Origin of the sequence: Variovorax sp. LjRoot84 (assembly GCF_964254305.1) — a bacterium.
Classification (GTDB): domain Bacteria; phylum Pseudomonadota; class Gammaproteobacteria; order Burkholderiales; family Burkholderiaceae_C; genus Variovorax.
Genome location: NZ_CAXUTE020000001.1, coordinates 4613245 through 4628775, shown reverse-complemented (window position 1 = coordinate 4628775; position 15531 = coordinate 4613245). Strand labels below are relative to the sequence as shown.

Below are 15531 nucleotides of genomic sequence, written 5' to 3'. Positions count from 1 at the left end.
TTCTAAAATCCGGGGTTTGCTACTCAAGGAACACCGTGAAATTCATCGTCGACAACTGGATGCTGATCCTGATCGCGCTCAGCTCGGGCGGCATGCTGGCCTGGCCGCTGCTGCGCGGGGCCAACGCCGGATCGCTCACGGCGCAGGGCGCGGTGCAGCTCATCAACCGCGAACGCGCGGTGGTGGTCGACGTGCGCGAACCCGAGGAGTATGCAGCCGGTCATGTGACCGGCGCGAAGAACGTGCCGCTCAACCAGCTCGGCGAAAAACTCGGTGCCGCGGTCAAGAACAAATCGGTGCCGCTGCTTCTGATCTGCGCCACCGGTGCGCGGGCCCAGCGCGCGGTGGCCACGGCCAAGAAACTCGGCTACGAGCAAGCGCAAGCGGTGGCCGGCGGACTCAAATCCTGGAAAGAGGCTAACCTGCCGATTGAAAAAGCCTGAACTTCCCGGATATACGCACGATGCAAGCCGTCAAGATGTACACCACCGCCGTTTGCCCCTATTGCATTCGAGCCAAGCAAATCCTCAAGGCCAAGGGCGTCGATCAGATCGAGGAGATCCGCGTCGACAGCGACCCCCAGGCCCGCATCGCGATGATGAACACCACCCAGCGGCGCACCGTGCCGCAGATCTTCATCGGCGACATCCACGTCGGCGGCTGCGATGAGCTGATCGCGCTCGACGGCCGCGGCGGCCTCATCCCGCTGCTGCAGGGCGCCTGAAGCAGCGGGGCGATAATCGCCCCTTTCGCATCCTCGCAGACCCATCCTCCAGCCCGCTCTCGGGACCTTCTCCCCGGCGGGCGTTGTTTTGACCCTCGAAAGTTCAGCCATGGCCGACCAGCAAGCCCAAGATCCCGTCTTCCAGATCCAGCGCGTCTATCTGAAAGACCTGTCGCTCGAGCAGCCCAATTCGCCTGCCATCCTGCTGGAGCAGGAGCAGCCGACCGTCGACATCCAACTCGGCGTCGATGCCCAGCCCGTGACCGACGGCATCTTCGAGATCACCGTCTCGGCCACCGTGCAGACCAAGATCCAGGACAAGACCGTGTTCCTGGTCGAGGCCAAGCAGGCCGGCATCTTCGAGATCCGCAACTTGCCCGAAGACCAGATGGGCCCGATCCTCGGCATCGCCTGCCCGCAGATCGTCTACCCCTACCTGCGCGGCAACGTGGCCGACGTGATCCAGCGCGGCGGTTTCCCGCCGGTTCACCTGGCCGAAATCAACTTCCAGGCCATGTTCGAACAGCAGCAGGCCCAGGCGGCGGGCCAGCCCTCGCCGATCGTCACGCAGTAAGCGCAACGTAACTGCGCCGCCGCCGATGAAGATCTGCGTGCTCGGCGCCGGTGCCTGGGGCACGGCGCTGGCGGTCAATGCGGCCGGCCGCCATCCGGTCACCCTGTGGGCGCGCGATGCGGCCCAGGCCGAGGCCATGTCGGCGGCGCGCGAGAACCAGCGCTATCTGCCCGGCATTGCGCTGCCGCCCTCACTCACCATTCGCGCCGGCGATGCGCTCGCCGCGCTCGAGGGCGCCGATCTCGCGATCGTCGCGACGCCGATGGCGGCCTTGCGCGAACAGCTCGTTCTTTTGCGCGACGCCGCCTACCCGGTGGCCTGGCTTTGCAAAGGCGTCGAGCCGGCGCGCGCGGACCCGGGCGCCGTGGGGCTGCTGGGCCACGAGATCCAGGCCGTCGTCGCGCCCGATCTGATGGCCGGCGTGCTGAGCGGCCCGAGCTTTGCGCAGGAAGTCGCGCAAGGCCGGCCCACGGCGCTGGTTGCCGCCAGTCTCCATACGCAGCTGCGCGATGCGCTGGTCGCGGCCTTCCACGGCCCGACCCTGCGCGTTTATGCCAACGACGACATCGTGGGCGTCGAGGTCGGCGGCGCCGTCAAGAACGTGCTGGCGATCGCGACCGGCCTGGCCGACGGCCTGGCGCTCGGCCTCAATGCGCGCGCCGCGCTGATCACGCGCGGCCTGGCCGAAATGACGCGCTTCGGCGTCGCCCTCGGCGCCCGGGCCGATACCTTCATGGGGCTCTCCGGCCTCGGCGACCTCGTGCTCACGGCCACCGGCGATCTCTCGCGCAACCGCAAGGTCGGCCTGCTGCTGGCCCAGGGCCGGACGCTGGCCCAGGCGGTGGATTCGCTGGGCCACGTGGCCGAGGGCGTCTACTGCGCGCGCACCGTGGTGCAGCGCGCGCGCCATCTGGGCGTCGAAATGCCGATCGCCGACAGCGTGGTTGCGCTGCTTGACGGCCGCGTGCGGCCTGCGGAGGCAGTCGCTGAACTGATGGGGCGCGAGCCGGGCGTGGAATCCGGATGAAACCCGTGTGGCCCGGCTAAGCAAACAGAACAATGGACGACAACTTTTTCGATTTTTCCCCGGCCCGCGTGGCCGAGCTCGCGCAGGCCGATGCCGCGCGGGCGTTGCGCGAGGACGCCGGCGACGGCGACCTCACGGCCGGCCTGGTGCCTGCCGGCGGGCGCGCCACGGCGCGAGTGCTGCTGCGCGAGCCCGCCGTGCTGTGCGGCGCACCGTGGGTGGAGGCGGTCGTGCTGCAGCTCGATCCGCAGGCCCGCATCGTGTGGCATGGTGCAGAAGGCACACAGTGCGCGGCCGAGCAGACCGTGCTCGAAATTTCGGGCGATGCGCGGGCCCTGCTCACTGCCGAACGCACCGCGCTCAACTTCCTGCAGCTGCTGAGCGCCGTCGCGACGCGCACCGCCACCTACGTCGAAGCGGTCCGCGGCACGCGCGCCGCGATCGTCGACACCCGCAAGACCCTGCCGGGCCTGCGTCTGGCGCAGAAGTACGCGGTACGCGTCGGCGGCGGCACCAACCACCGAATCGGCTTGTACGACGCCATCCTGATCAAGGAAAACCACATCGCCGCCGCGGGTGGCGTCAGCGCCGCGCTGCAAGCCGCCGCGCGCGTGGCCGGCCAGGCAAAGTTCGTCGAAATCGAAGTCGAGACGCTGGACCAGCTCGACGAGGCGCTGGCCCAGGGCGCGCGGATGGTGCTGCTGGACAACATGGACCTGCCGACCCTGCGCGAAGCCGTGCGCCGCAACGAGGCGGCCAGAAAGACCCGCGCGGTGTTGGAGATCTCCGGCGGCGTCACACTCGAAAGCGTGCGTGCCCTGGCCGAGACCGGCGTCGATCGCATCTCGGTGGGCGCGCTGACCAAGGACATCAAGGCCATCGATTTTTCGATGCGCTTCCAGGAGGGCTGAGCCGTGGCGACTTCCGTCATCAGCGTCGACTACGAGCAGCCGGCCGAAGCCGGTGCCGCCTGCGACACGCGCCATGCCTGGGCGCGCGTCCCGCCCGAGCCGTCGCCAACCGAACGCGCAGCGCTGAAGCAGCGTATCCGCCGCCTGCTGCGCGAGCGCGATGCGGTGATGGTGTCGCACTACTACGTGCATCCCGACCTGCAGGACCTGGCCGAAGAAACCGGCGGCCTGGTGAGCGATTCGCTCGAGATGGCACGCTTCGGCCGCGACCATGCGGCAAGGACGCTGGTGGTTTCGGGCGTGCGCTTCATGGGCGAGACCGCCAAGATCCTGTCGCCCGAAAAGCGTGTGCTGATGCCCGATCTCGACGCCACCTGTTCGCTCGATCTCGGCTGCCCGGCCGATGCCTTCAGCGCCTTCTGCGACCGGCATCCGGACCGCACGGTGGTCGTCTACGCCAACACCAGCGCGGCCGTGAAGGCGCGCGCCGACTGGCTGGTGACTTCAAGCTGCGCGCTCGACGTGGTGCGTGCGCTGGCGGCGCAGGGCCGCAAGATCCTCTGGGCGCCCGACCGGCACCTGGGCGACTACATCCGGCGCGAAACCGGCGCCGACATGGTGAGCTGGGAAGGCGCCTGCATCGTGCACGACGAATTCAAGGCGCTCGAGCTGGAACTGCTGAAAGAGGCCCATCCGCGGGCCAAGGTGCTGGTGCATCCAGAAGCGCCGGCCGACGTGATCGCGCTGGCCGATGCGGTGGGCTCGACCTCCGGCATCCTGAATGCGGCGCAGCGCATGGATGCAGCCGAGTTCATCGTCGCCACCGACAGCGGCATGCTGCACAAGCTGCGCACGCTCAATCCCGGCAAGATCTTCATCGAGGCGCCCACGGCCGGCAACGGCGCCACCTGCAAGAGCTGCGCGCACTGCCCCTGGATGGCCATGAACGGCCTGGCCGACCTGGCGCGGGTGCTCGAAACGGGCGCCGGCGAGGTCCATGTCGACCCGGCGCTGGGCCTTCGCGCACGCGTGCCGATCGATCGCATGCTGGCTTTCACGGCGGGGCTGAAAAACGGCCAGCCGGCCGGCAGCTTGGTCGCCGGCATCGGCGCGGCCTGAGCCGAGCCTCCGGCGTCAGGCGCCGAGCTCCAGCACGCACTCGTCGCCCAGCGCATCGCGCCAGACGCGCACCCGCGAGGGCGGCGGCCGCATGCCGGCCAGGGCCTTGGCGATGAACAGGCAAAGATTTTCCAACGTGGGGATGCCCAGGCCCGGCACATCGTCGAGCAGGTGATGGTCGAGTTGCTCGCGTACGGCATTCAGATGTCCGCGCAACACGCCGAGGTCGATGACCATGCCGGTTTCGACATTGAGCGGGCCGCTGACGGCGACCTCCGCGTGGTAAGTGTGGCCGTGGATGCGGCGGCTGCCTTCGGCGTCGATCTCGCGCCGCAGGGTGTGGGCAGCGTCGAAAAAGAAGCGCTGGCTGATGGTGAGTTGGGTGGACATTGGCGTCAGTCGGGGAACACCGCGGAACCGGCTTGCCGGGCCGCTGGTGTTGCCCCCGGAGAGGGGGTTGGCGGACCACACGAAGTGGGGGAGCCTGGGGGAGAGCTAAATTTCAGCGGATCCCGGTCAGTTTGTGGGTCTGCAGGCTGAGCCGCCAGCCGGGGCGGTGCATGCAGGTGTCGATGCACAGGGCCGTGTTCTCGGCCTGTGCCGGACCGTCCATCGGCTGCAGGAAGCGGTGCGCGAAGTGGCTGTCGGCCTGCAGCGCGTCCAGGTCGAGGCCGGGCTGCGGCCACACCACCTTGAGCTCCTGCCCCGTGCGCTGGACCCAGGGCGCGCCGGCCTTCGGGCTGATGCAAAGCCAGTCGATGCCTTCGGGCGCAAGGACGGTGCCGTTGCTTTCCACCGCGATCCGGAAGCGGCGCGCATGCAGCGCGGCGATGAGCGCCGCGTCCACTTGCAGCAGCGGTTCGCCGCCGGTGAGCACGACCATCCGGTGCTCGGCGTCGCCGGCCGGCCATTGCGCGGCGATGGTGTCGGCAAGCAGCTCGGCGTTGGCGAACTTGCCGCCCAGCGTGCCGTCGGTGCCGACGAAATCGGTGTCGCAGAAGCGGCAGATGGCGCTCTCGCGGTCGCTCTCGCGGCCGCTCCACAGGTTGCAGCCGGCAAAGCGGCAGAACACGGCCGGCATGCCGGCCTGGGCGCCTTCGCCTTGCAGGGTGTAGAAGATTTCCTTGACGCTGTAACTCATGAAGACTCAGAGGTCGATTTCCAGGTTGTCGATCAGCCGCGTGGCACCCAGGCGCGCCGCGGCCAGCGCAACCAGCGGCTCGCCGGGCGCCGCCGGCGCCTGCAGGTCGGCGCGGCGGCGCAGTACCAGGTAGTCGGGCTGCCAGCCGCGCTCTTTCAATGACTGCATCGCGCGCGCTTCGATCGCAGCCAAGTCGCGTTCGCCTGAACGCAGCGCGCTGTCCATGGCTTGCAACGCCTTCGACAGCTGCACCGCTTCCGCGCGCTCGGCCTCGCTCAGGTAGCCGTTGCGCGAGGACAGCGCGAGGCCGTCTTCGGCGCGCCGGGTCTCGCTGCCCACGATCTCGATCGGCAGCGCGAACTGCCGCACCATGTGGCGGATGACCATCAGCTGCTGATAGTCCTTCTTGCCGAACACCGCGACGCGCGGCTGCACGCAGCTGAAGAGCTTCATCACCACGGTGCAGACGCCGACGAAGAAGCCGGGCCGGAAATGGCCTTCGAGGATGTCGGCCAGTGCCGGACCCGGATGCACCTTGCAGGTCTGCGGCTCGGGGTAGAGCGCCTTTTCGTCGGGCGCGAACAGGAGGTCGCAGCCGGCCGAGCGCAGCTTCTCGCAGTCGCTGTCCCAGGTGCGCGGATAGGTGTCGAAGTCCTCGTGCGGCAGGAACTGCAGCCGGTTGACGAAGATGCTGGCCACCGTGACGTCGCCCAGCGGCTTGGCCTGGCGCACCAGGGCCAGGTGGCCCTCGTGCAGGTTGCCCATGGTGGGAACGAAGGCCGGGCGCTGGAAGCGGCTCAGGTATTCGCGCAGTTCGGGGAGGGTGCGGGCGATGTGCATGGTGGTGATCTGCCTACCAGGCGTGGAGTTGGTCGTCGGGGAAGCTGCCGTCCTTCACCGCGCGCACATAGGCCGCAAGAGCCTCTGCGATGCCGGGCGCATCGGCCATGAAGTTGCGCACGAACTTCGGCATCTTGCCGAGGTTGATGCCCAGCATGTCGTGCAACACCAGCACCTGGCCGGCGGTGCCGCGGCCGGCGCCGATGCCGATGGTGGCGCAGTGCTTCAGCTCGCCGGTGAGCTCGGCGGCCAGCGCGGCCGGCACCATCTCCAGCACCAGCATCGCCGCGCCCGCGTCCTGCAGCGCATGGGCCTGCTGTTTCAGCAGGGCTGCCGCTTGCTCGCCCTTGCCCTGCACGCGGTAGCCGCCCAGCGCGTGCACCGTCTGCGGCGTGAGGCCGAGGTGGGCGCACACCGGGATCCCGCGCTCGACCAGGAAGCGCACGGTCTCGGTGGTCCAGCCGCCGCCTTCGAGCTTGACCATGTGGGCGCCGGCCTGCATCAGCACCGTGGCGCTGGCGAGCGCCTGTTCGCGCGATTCCTGGTAGCTGCCGAAGGGCAGGTCGGCGACCAGCCAGGCCGTGCCCTGCGCGCGGCGCAGCCCCCGAAAGACGCTCTCGGTGTGGTAGCGCATCGTGTCCAACGTCACGCCCACGGTGCTGTGAAGGCCCTGGCAGACCATGCCCACGGAGTCGCCGACCAGCAGGCATTCGACGCCCGCCGCATCGGCCATGGCGGCGAAGGTGGCGTCGTAGGCGGTCAGCATGGTGATCTTCTCGCCGCGCGCATGCAGGTCCGCCAGGCGCGGCAGGCTGAGCGGCTTGCGCAGCGAGGGCGGGGAGGCGGGCGGCAGGGTGCCGTAGGGGGTGGCGGAGCCGGCGGCGTTCGACATGGTGGGCTTCTTCAACAGTGGCGCAGCGCGCCGTAGGTTCGAACCGGGCGGCGCCTCAGGCGGCCGGCGGTACCAGGATGGTCGGTGCCGCGGGTGCGGCGAGCGATGGATAGTCGCGGCTGAAATGCAGGCCGCGGCTCTCGCGCCGCGCCTGCGCCGAGCGCACGATGAGCTCGGCCACCTGCACCAGGTTGCGCAGCTCCAGCAGGTCGCGCGTGACGTGGAAGTGGGCGTAGAACTCCTGGATCTCGCTGTCCAGCAGCGCGATACGGTGAGCCGCGCGCTCCAGCCGCTTGTTGGTGCGCACGATGCCCACGTAGTCCCACATGAAGCGGCGCAGCTCGTCCCAGTTGTGCGAGATGACCACGGTCTCGTCGGCATCGGTGACGCGGCTGTCGTCCCAGGGCGGCAGCTCGGCGCCGGCGTGCGCCGGCGCCTCGGCGATGGCCTGTGCGGCCGCGCGTGCGAACACCATGCATTCGACCAATGAGTTGCTGGCCAGCCGGTTGGCGCCGTGCAGGCCGGTGCAGGCGGTCTCGCCGATGGCGTAGAGGCCCGGCACGTCGGTGCGGCCGGCGAGGTCGCTCAGCACGCCGCCGCAGGTGTAGTGCGCGGCCGGCACCACGGGAATGGGCTCGCGCGTGATGTCGATGCCCAGTTCGGCGCAGCGCGCGAGGATGTTGGGAAAGTGTTCCTGCAGGAAGGCCGGGCTCTGGTGCGAGATGTCCAGGTGCACGCAGTCCAGCCCGTGCTTCTTCATCTCGAAGTCGATGGCGCGCGCCACCACGTCGCGCGGCGCCAGCTCGGCGCGCGCATCGTGCGCGGGCATGAAGCGGGTCCCGTCGGGCAGCTTGAGCAGTCCGCCCTCGCCGCGCACCGCCTCGCTGATGAGGAAGGACTTGGCATGCGGGTGGTAGAGGCAGGTTGGGTGGAACTGGATGAACTCCATGTTCGCCACCTGGCAGCCCGCGCGCCAGGCCGCGGCGATGCCGTCGCCGGTGGCCGTGTCGGGGTTGGTGGTGTAGAGATAGACCTTGCCGGCGCCGCCGGTGGCCAGGATGGTGTGGGGTGCGCGGAAGGTGACCACCTCGTCGGTCACTGCGTTCAGCGCATAGAGGCCCAGGCAGGCCGGGTCGGCCAGTCCGAGCTTGCGGCCCGTGATGACGTCGACCAGCGTGTGTTCTTCGAACAGTGTGATGCCGGGCGTGCGGCGCACGACCTCGATCAGCGTGCGCTGCACCGCGGCGCCGGTGGCGTCGGTCACGTGCACGATGCGGCGCTGGCTGTGGCCGCCTTCGCGCGTCAGGTGCAGTTCGCCGTTCTCGAGCGAGAAGGGCACGCCGAGTTCGCGCAGCCAGGCGATGGCCTCGGGCGCGTGCTCGACCACGAAGCGGGTGGCGGCCAGGTCGCAGAGCCCGGCGCCGGCGACCAGCGTGTCGTCCACGTGGGACTGCAGGCTGTCGTCTTCGCCCAGCACCGCCGCGATCCCGCCCTGCGCCCACTGGCTGGAACCGTCGTTCAGCGCGCGCTTGGTGAGCACGGCCACGCGGTGCGTGGGCGCCAGGTGCAGCGCGGCACTGAGGCCGGCCAGACCGCTGCCGACGATGAGGACGTCGAACTCATGCATATATCGCTCACCCCCAGGCTTGCCCACTTCGTGTGGCCGCCACCGCCCTCACCGGGGGCGACACCAGCGGCCCGGCGAAGCCGGTTCCGCGGTGTCTCCCGAATGGGCCTGGCTTCGCCGGCCTCGAATTGATGACCACGCGTCGGGCAACGGCCGGCCGGCGCGCTGAATAGAGCAACATCATGCCGGGGCGTAGGCCAGCCGCACGTAGATCGGCGCGAAGGCCTCGGCCTGCGTGATGTCGATCAGCGTTTCCTTCGCGAGTTCGAGCATCGCGATGAAGGTGACGATCAGCACCGGCACGCCGCGCGTCACGTCGAACAGCTTCTCGAACTCGACGAACTGCCGCCCCTGCAGGTGGCGCAGCACGATGCTCATGTGCTCGCGCACGCTGAGCTCCTCGCGCGAGATCTTGTGGTGCTGCACGAGCTTGGCGCGCTTCAGGATGTCGGCCCAGGCCTCGCGCAGGTCGACCACGTTCACGTCGGGAAAGCGCGGCTTGAGCGACTGCTCGATGTAGACCTGCGCCTTCCAGAAATCGCGCCCGGCCTGCGGCATCGCGCTGATCGAAGCGGCCTGCAGCTTGGCCTGCTCGTACTCGAGCAGGCGGCGCACCAGTTCCGCGCGCGGGTCCTCGACCTCCTCGCCCTCGGCCGTCTTCTTGGGTGGCAGCAGCATGCGCGACTTGATCTCGATCAGCATCGCGGCCATCAGCAGGTACTCGGCCGCGAGCTCGAGGTTGGTCTGGCGCACCTGGTCCACATAGGTCAGGTACTGCCGCGTCAGTCCCGCCATCGGGATGTCGAGGATGTTGAAGTTCTGCTTGCGGATCAGGTAGAGCAGCAGGTCCAGCGGCCCTTCGAAGGCCTCGAGGAAGACCTGCAGCGCCTCGGGCGGGATGTAGAGGTCGTTGGGCAGCGCGAACAGCGGCTCGCCGTAGAGCCGCGCGAGCGCGACCTGGTCGATCACCTCGGGCATCGCGGCGATCGGCGGCGCGTCGTCGTCGACGACGTCCTCTGCCTCCACGGCACGGGCATCGTCGCCCGCCATGGTGGCCCGGGAGTGCGCTACAGGCCGGATGGGCACTTGTTACTTCACGCGCGTCTGGTAGACGTAGGGCTGCTGCGGCACATTGGCCTGGCCGTACTCCTCGAGCGCGTCGCGGTCGAGGTGCTTGTCCCACAGGAGTGCGCGGCCGGCGCGCTGTTCGGCTTCGAGCGTCGGCTTCTTTTCCTTCATCTCTTCGATGAAGTTCGTGATCTCGGAGGTGTAGTGAGGGCGGGCGAAGATGGACATGGGGGTTTGGACCTTTGCGGCGAATTTTACCGGGGCTCAATCCCGGCCATCCGGCACCGGTGGATTCCTCATTGTTGGAGGGGTCGCCGTGCGCTAGCGTGGCGGCTCCCCAACACCACAAGGAGACTGCTCATGCGCCGACTTTCGCTGTACCTCGCTTCGACGGCCGCGGCGGCCATTGCACTGGGCGCCTGCAGCGGCATGAGCCGTGCACCGCAAAGCAAGATGAGCTTCTTCCTGACCAGCACGAACCCCGGCAAGGGCGCCGACTTCGGCGGCCTCGCGGGCGCCGACCGCTACTGCCAGAGCCTGGCGGCGAGCGCGGGCGCCGGCGGCCGGACCTGGCGCGCCTACCTGAGCACGAGCGCCGCGGCCGGCAGCCCGGCGGTGAATGCGCGCGACCGCATCGGGAACGGCCCCTGGCTCAATGCCAAGGGCGAGCAGATCGCCAGCAATGTCGACGGGCTGCACGGTCCCGACAACAAGCTCAGCAAGCAGACGGCGCTGACGGAAAAGGGCGAAACCATCAGCGGAAGCGGCGACGCGGTCACCCTGCATGACATCCTGACCGGCTCCTCGCCCGACGGCCGTGCCGTGAGCGACGGCAAGGACAACACCTGCGGCAACTGGACCAAGGGTGGCGAGGGATCGGCCATCGTGGGTCACCACGACCGCAGGGGGCTGGACGACAGTGCGCCCGCGAAGTCCTGGAACTCCTCGCACCCCACCAGCGGCTGCAGCCTGGACGCTCTCAAGTCAACCGGCGGCGGCGGCTTGATGTATTGCTTCGCACAATAAATGAGGCTCACCCCCAGGCTTGCCCACTTCGCCGCTTTGGCGGCGGTGCTGTGCCTGGGGGGCTGCGATCGACAGCGCATCAGTGAGCTTGAAGAAGGCGTCTCGACCGAGGCCGATGTGCGGACCCGCTTCGGCCAGCCGGAAAACATCTGGGACGCGCCGGGCGGCCGTGTCTTCGAGTACAACCGCCAGCCCCAGGGCCAGAAGAACTACATGATCACTATCGGCCCCGACGGCAAGATGAGCGCGCTGCGCCAGGTGCTCACGCCCGAGAACTTCGCCCGGGTGCAGCCCGGCATGGCGATGGAAGAACTGCGCCGGCTGCTGGGCAAGCCGGCGCGGCGTACGCCGTACCCGCTCAGGAACGAGACCGCCTGGGAATGGCGCTGGCTCCAGCCGCCGAATTCGCCGATGGTGTTCGTCGCCACGCTCAATGACGACCAGCGCGTGGTGCGCACCGGTTCTTCGCCCGACCGCAGCACCGAAGCCAATTCGAACTAGTGCGCGGCCTGGCCCGGCGCGCCCGAGGTGATCTCGTCCGCGAAGCCCGAGCGCACGATCACTTCGAGCGGTTGCGGCTGCAGCGACTCGATGCGCAGCACGCCGTCGCGCGCCAGCACTGCCTTGTGCAGCTGGCGCAGCGCGTCCAGGCCGGTGGCGTCGAGCGAAATCAGCTGCATCGCATCGAGCACCACCGTCATCCCGCGCGGCGCCCGCTCGACGGCCTGCACGGTCGGGTCCAGCTTGGCTGCGGCGCCGAAGAACAGCGCACCGTAGAGCCTGAAGGTCAGCACCGGCGGCTGCAGCGACACCATCTCGATGCTGAACAGCGTGCTCATGCGCCGGATGAACAAGGCACAGGCCAGCACGATGCCCACCTGCACCGCCACCGTGAGGTCGAACACCACGGTGAGGAAGAAGGTGCCGAGCATCAGGAACCGGTAATGCTGGCTGAAGCGGCGCAGCATGTAGGGGGAGAACTCGTGCCATTCGCCCATGTTCCAGGCCACGAAGACCAGGATGCCGGCCAGCACCGCCAGCGGCACGTGCTGCGCGAGCGGCGCTGCCACCAGCACCACCACCAGCAGCGTGAGCGCGTGCACGATGCCGGCGATGGGCGAGCTGGCGCCGGCGCGCACGTTGGTCACGGTGCGCGCGATGGTGCCGGTGGCCGGCATGCCGCCGAAGAAAGGCGTGACCAGGTTGGCGATGCCCTGCGCCATCAGTTCCTGGTTGGGATCGTGGCGCGGCTGGCCGCTGGCCTGGTCGGCCACGCGCGCGCACAGCAGCGACTCGATCGCGCCGAGCAGCGCGATGGTGATCGTGGGCGTCACCAACTGCTTGACGGTTTCCCATGAGAAATCGGGCAGTGCGAAGCCCGGTACGCCTTCGGGAATGCCGCCGAAGCGCGTGCCGATGGTCTCCACCGGCAGGCTGAAGCCCCAGGACACCAGCGTCAGCGTGACCAGCGCGACGATCGGCCCCGGCATGCGCGAACCGGCGCGCACGGCGCGCAGCTCGGTCATGCGGCCCAGCACCAGGTGCACCGCGTAGCCGAAGCGCGTCTTGTCGTGCAGGAGCTTCGGCCAGGCGAACAGGCCGATGAGGCAGACCAGGCCGAGCCCGAAGGCGTAGGGATTGAAGCTGCCGAGGTTCTTGGCCAGCGTGTGCAGCTGGGAGAACATGTCGGCCGGCATCTTGGCGATCGAGAGGCCGAGCCAGTCCTTGAGCTGCGAGATCAGGATCAGCGCCGCGATGCCGTTGGTGAAGCCGATCACGATCGACACCGGCACGTAGCGGATCAGGTTGCCGAGCCGGAACAGCCCCATCAGCAGCAGCAGCAGGCCCGCGCAAGCGGTGGCGATCAACAGGTTCGCCACGCCGTAGCGCTCGACGATGCCGTAGACGATCACAATGAAGGCGCCCGCCGGCCCGCCGATCTGCACCGCCGAGCCGCCCAGGGCCGAGATCAGGAAGCCGGCGATGATCGCGGTCCAGATGCCGGCCTCGGGCTTGAGGCCGGAGGCGATCGCGAAGGCCATCGCGAGCGGCAGCGCCACGATGCCCACCGTGGCGCCGGCGCCGAGGTCCTTGAAGAAGCGTTCCCTGTCGTAGCCGGCCAGCGCGTCGATCAGTCGGGGGCGGAAGGGCGCAAGCTTCAATGGCGAGGTCATGACGCTATTGTGGATGCGCCTTTTTCGCTCAACGGTCTTCGCTGTCGGGCAGCACGGCATCGGCCGCGGCGCCTACTGCCTTGCCCGTGATGCGGGCGGTGCCGATCGCCGCATCGGCCGCCAGGCCGACCGCGCCGGCGCCCACGCTCACCACCGTGCTGGCGACGCTGACCACTGCGCAGCCGCCCAAGGGCAGGCAGAAAGCCAGGATCAGCGCGGCGATCGGGAAGAAGCGGTTCATGAGCGGCGCTAGCGTACCCGCATGCCGGGCGTTGCGCCACTCGTCGGCTCGAGCACGTAGATGCCGGGCTCGGCCTTCTCGTCGGCATGGCTGGCGGCCAGCACCATGCCTTCGGAGATGCCGAACTTCATCTTGCGCGGCGCCAGGTTGGCGACCAGCACCGTGAGCTTGCCGACCAGCTGCTCGGGCTCGTAGGCCGAGGCGATGCCGGAGAAGACGTTGCGGGTCTTGCCCTCGCCGGCATCGAGCGTCAGGTGCAGCAGCTTGGTCGAGCCTTCGACCTTCTGGCAGGCCACGATCTTCGCGATGCGCAGGTCGATCTTTGCGAAGTCGTCGATGGTGATGGTCGGGGCGATGCCTTCGCCGCCGGGGAGGGCCGTGGCGGGAGCGGCTTCCGGGGCCGGCTCGGGCGGCTCGAACAGCTGGTCGAGCTGCTTGGCGTCGACGCGCTGCATCAGGTGCTTGTATTCGCCGATCGGGTGACCCGTGCGCAATGGCGCATGGACGTCGCTCCACGCCAGCGGATCGATCTTCAGGAATTCTTCGACCTTGCTTGCGAGCGTCGGCAAGACGGGCTTCAGGTAGAGCGTCAGCAGCCGGAAGGCCTCGATGCAGGCCGAGCATACGTCGTGCAGCCGCGCCTCCTGGCCTGCCTGCTTCGCGAGCTCCCACGGCTTGTTGGCGTCGACGTACGCATTCACATGGTCGGCCAGCGCCATGATCTCGCGCAGCGCGCGCGCGAAGTCGCGGCTGTCGTAGAGGGCGCGGATGTTCTCCGCTTCGAGGCGCAGCACCTCCAGCACATGCAGGCCGTCGCTGCTGACCTGCCCCAGATGGCCGCCGAAGCGCTTGGCGACGAAGCCGGCTGCACGGCTCGCGATGTTGATGTACTTGCCGATCAGGTCGGCGTTCACGCGTGCGATGAAGTCGTCGGGATTGAAGTCGACGTCTTCCACCTTGGCGTTGAGCTTGGCCGCGATGTAGTAGCGCAGCCATTCGGGGTTCATGCCGATCGAGAGGTACTTGAGCGGGTCGATGCCGGTGCCGCGGCTCTTGCTCATCTTCTCGCCCGAGACCGTGATGAAGCCGTGCACGTTGACCTGGCTCGGCGTCTTGCGGCCGCTGAACTGCAGCATCGCGGGCCAGAAGAGCGTGTGGAAGTAGACGATGTCCTTGCCGATGAAGTGCACCTGCTCCACCGCCGGATCGGCGACGAACTCGTCGAAGCTTTGCGATGTGCGCGAAGCCTCGTGCCAGTGGGCGGCGGCCTGGCCCTTGTCGAAGTGGTTCTTCAGGCTCGCGAGGTAGCCCACGGGCGCATCGAGCCAGACGTAGAAGTACTTGCCCGGCGCATCGGGAATCTCGATGCCGAAGTAGGGCGCCTCGCGCGAGATGTCCCAATCGGCCATGCCGGCCTCGAACCACTCGCTGGCCTTCTTCGCCATCTCGGGCTGCAGCTTGCCGTCCTGCGTCCACTTCTTCAGGAAGTCGACCACCTTCGGGTCGGAGAGCTTGAAGAAGAAGTGCTCGGAGCTGCGCAGCTCGGGCGTTGCGCCGGTGAGCGTCGAATAGGGGTTGATCAGCTCGGTCGGTGCATAGACGCTGCTGCAGACCTCGCAGGCGTCGCCGTACTGGTCCTTGGCGTGGCACACCGGGCATTCGCCCTTGATGTAGCGATCGGGCAGGAACATGCCCTTCACCGGGTCGTAGAACTGCTCGATGGTGCGCGTGGCGATCATGCCGCCCGCCTTGAGCTTCCTGTAGATGCCCTGCGCCAGCTCGGTGTTCTCGGCGCTGTCGGTCGAGTGCCAGTTGTCGAAGCGGATGTGGAAGCCGTCGAGGTATTCCTTGCGGCCCGCGGCGATCTCGCCGACGAATTCCTGCGGCGTCTTGCCGGCCTTTTCGGCCGCGATCATGATCGGCGCGCCATGCGCGTCGTCGGCGCCCACGAAGTGCACCATGTGGCCCTGCATGCGTTGGAACCGCACCCAGATGTCGGCCTGGATGTATTCCATGATGTGGCCGACGTGGAACTTGCCGTTGGCATACGGCAGGGCGGTGGTGACGAAAAGCTTGCGCTGGGACATCGGGGAGGCGCTTTCTGGGGGAACGGAGGAGCCGGCGGGAGGGGCATTTTAGGCGGCCGGGCGCTGCTGATAGATTCCGC

18 protein-coding genes are annotated in these 15531 nt (G+C 68.3%); 8 read left to right on the top strand and 10 right to left on the bottom strand.

The window, feature by feature from the left end; genetic code table 11:
• Positions 1-35 precede the first annotated feature (35 nt).
• From ACSQ9I_RS22985 to nadA, 6 genes are all read left to right on the top strand, one after another.
• Positions 36-443, top strand: coding sequence for a rhodanese-like domain-containing protein (locus ACSQ9I_RS22985; protein WP_436315806.1), 408 nt, complete (start codon positions 36-38; stop codon positions 441-443).
• 20 nt (positions 444-463) lie between these two features.
• Positions 464-724, top strand: coding sequence for a glutaredoxin 3 (grxC, locus tag ACSQ9I_RS22980; protein ID WP_436314591.1), 261 nt, complete (start codon positions 464-466; stop codon positions 722-724).
• 109 nt (positions 725-833) lie between these two features.
• Positions 834-1298, top strand: a complete 465-nt coding sequence (gene secB, locus ACSQ9I_RS22975; RefSeq protein ID WP_093105876.1) for a protein-export chaperone SecB — start codon at positions 834-836, stop codon at positions 1296-1298.
• A 25-nt stretch (positions 1299-1323) separates the two neighbouring features.
• Positions 1324-2325: an NAD(P)H-dependent glycerol-3-phosphate dehydrogenase gene (locus tag ACSQ9I_RS22970; RefSeq protein WP_093105879.1), complete on the top strand. Its 1002-nt coding sequence runs from the start codon at positions 1324-1326 to the stop codon at positions 2323-2325.
• Positions 2326-2357: 32 nt separating this feature from the next.
• Positions 2358-3236 carry a carboxylating nicotinate-nucleotide diphosphorylase gene (gene nadC / locus ACSQ9I_RS22965; RefSeq protein ID WP_436314590.1) on the top strand — a complete coding sequence of 293 codons (879 nt, stop codon included), beginning with the start codon at positions 2358-2360 and terminating at the stop codon, positions 3234-3236.
• A 3-nt stretch (positions 3237-3239) separates the two neighbouring features.
• Positions 3240-4355 carry a quinolinate synthase NadA gene (nadA, locus tag ACSQ9I_RS22960; RefSeq protein ID WP_436314589.1) on the top strand — a complete coding sequence of 372 codons (1116 nt, stop codon included), beginning with the start codon at positions 3240-3242 and terminating at the stop codon, positions 4353-4355.
• A 15-nt stretch (positions 4356-4370) separates the two neighbouring features.
• Here the strand turns inward: nadA and ACSQ9I_RS22955 are convergent, their stop codons facing one another.
• From ACSQ9I_RS22955 to ACSQ9I_RS22925, 7 genes are all read right to left on the bottom strand, one after another.
• Positions 4371-4745, bottom strand: a complete 375-nt coding sequence (locus ACSQ9I_RS22955) for a 6-carboxytetrahydropterin synthase (protein WP_436314588.1) — start codon at positions 4743-4745, stop codon at positions 4371-4373.
• Positions 4746-4857: 112 nt separating this feature from the next.
• Positions 4858-5496: a 7-carboxy-7-deazaguanine synthase gene (gene queE, locus ACSQ9I_RS22950; protein WP_436293363.1), complete on the bottom strand. Its 639-nt coding sequence runs from the start codon at positions 5494-5496 to the stop codon at positions 4858-4860.
• Positions 5497-5502: 6 nt separating this feature from the next.
• Positions 5503-6336, bottom strand: coding sequence for a pantoate--beta-alanine ligase (panC, locus tag ACSQ9I_RS22945; protein WP_436314587.1), 834 nt, complete (start codon positions 6334-6336; stop codon positions 5503-5505).
• Between the two features lie 13 nt (positions 6337-6349).
• A complete protein-coding gene (gene panB / locus ACSQ9I_RS22940) occupies positions 6350-7228 on the bottom strand; it encodes a 3-methyl-2-oxobutanoate hydroxymethyltransferase (RefSeq protein WP_436314586.1) in 879 nt (292 codons plus the stop codon).
• A gap of 55 nt (positions 7229-7283) precedes the next feature.
• The gene (gene nadB / locus ACSQ9I_RS22935; protein WP_436314585.1) at positions 7284-8855 is read right to left on the bottom strand and encodes an L-aspartate oxidase; all 1572 of its coding nucleotides are present in this window, start codon (positions 8853-8855) and stop codon (positions 7284-7286) included.
• Between the two features lie 180 nt (positions 8856-9035).
• Complete coding sequence (locus ACSQ9I_RS22930) at positions 9036-9833, bottom strand: segregation and condensation protein A (protein ID WP_093106164.1); 798 nt, start codon at positions 9831-9833, stop codon at positions 9036-9038.
• A 111-nt stretch (positions 9834-9944) separates the two neighbouring features.
• Positions 9945-10151, bottom strand: coding sequence for a DUF3460 family protein (locus ACSQ9I_RS22925; RefSeq protein ID WP_093105897.1), 207 nt, complete (start codon positions 10149-10151; stop codon positions 9945-9947).
• A gap of 132 nt (positions 10152-10283) precedes the next feature.
• Here ACSQ9I_RS22925 and ACSQ9I_RS22920 point away from each other — a divergent pair, with 132 nt between their 5' ends.
• Together ACSQ9I_RS22920 and ACSQ9I_RS22915 are read left to right on the top strand one after the other, a co-directional pair.
• The gene (locus tag ACSQ9I_RS22920) at positions 10284-10949 is read left to right on the top strand and encodes a hypothetical protein (RefSeq protein ID WP_436314584.1); all 666 of its coding nucleotides are present in this window, start codon (positions 10284-10286) and stop codon (positions 10947-10949) included.
• The gene (locus ACSQ9I_RS22915; protein ID WP_436314583.1) at positions 10950-11450 is read left to right on the top strand and encodes an outer membrane protein assembly factor BamE; all 501 of its coding nucleotides are present in this window, start codon (positions 10950-10952) and stop codon (positions 11448-11450) included.
• Here the strand turns inward: ACSQ9I_RS22915 and ACSQ9I_RS22910 are convergent.
• The 3 genes from ACSQ9I_RS22910 to metG are packed head-to-tail and all read right to left on the bottom strand — an operon-like array spanning position 11447 to position 15451.
• The gene (locus tag ACSQ9I_RS22910) at positions 11447-13123 is read right to left on the bottom strand and encodes a SulP family inorganic anion transporter (protein WP_436314582.1); all 1677 of its coding nucleotides are present in this window, start codon (positions 13121-13123) and stop codon (positions 11447-11449) included. The genes ACSQ9I_RS22915 and ACSQ9I_RS22910 overlap by 4 nt on opposite strands.
• A 28-nt stretch (positions 13124-13151) precedes the next feature.
• Positions 13152-13364 (bottom strand): hypothetical protein, encoded by a 213-nt coding sequence (locus ACSQ9I_RS22905; RefSeq protein WP_093105907.1) that lies wholly within the window; start codon positions 13362-13364, stop codon positions 13152-13154.
• 8 nt (positions 13365-13372) lie between these two features.
• Positions 13373-15451 carry a methionine--tRNA ligase gene (gene metG, locus ACSQ9I_RS22900; RefSeq protein WP_436314581.1) on the bottom strand — a complete coding sequence of 693 codons (2079 nt, stop codon included), beginning with the start codon at positions 15449-15451 and terminating at the stop codon, positions 13373-13375.
• Positions 15452-15531 lie beyond the last annotated feature (80 nt).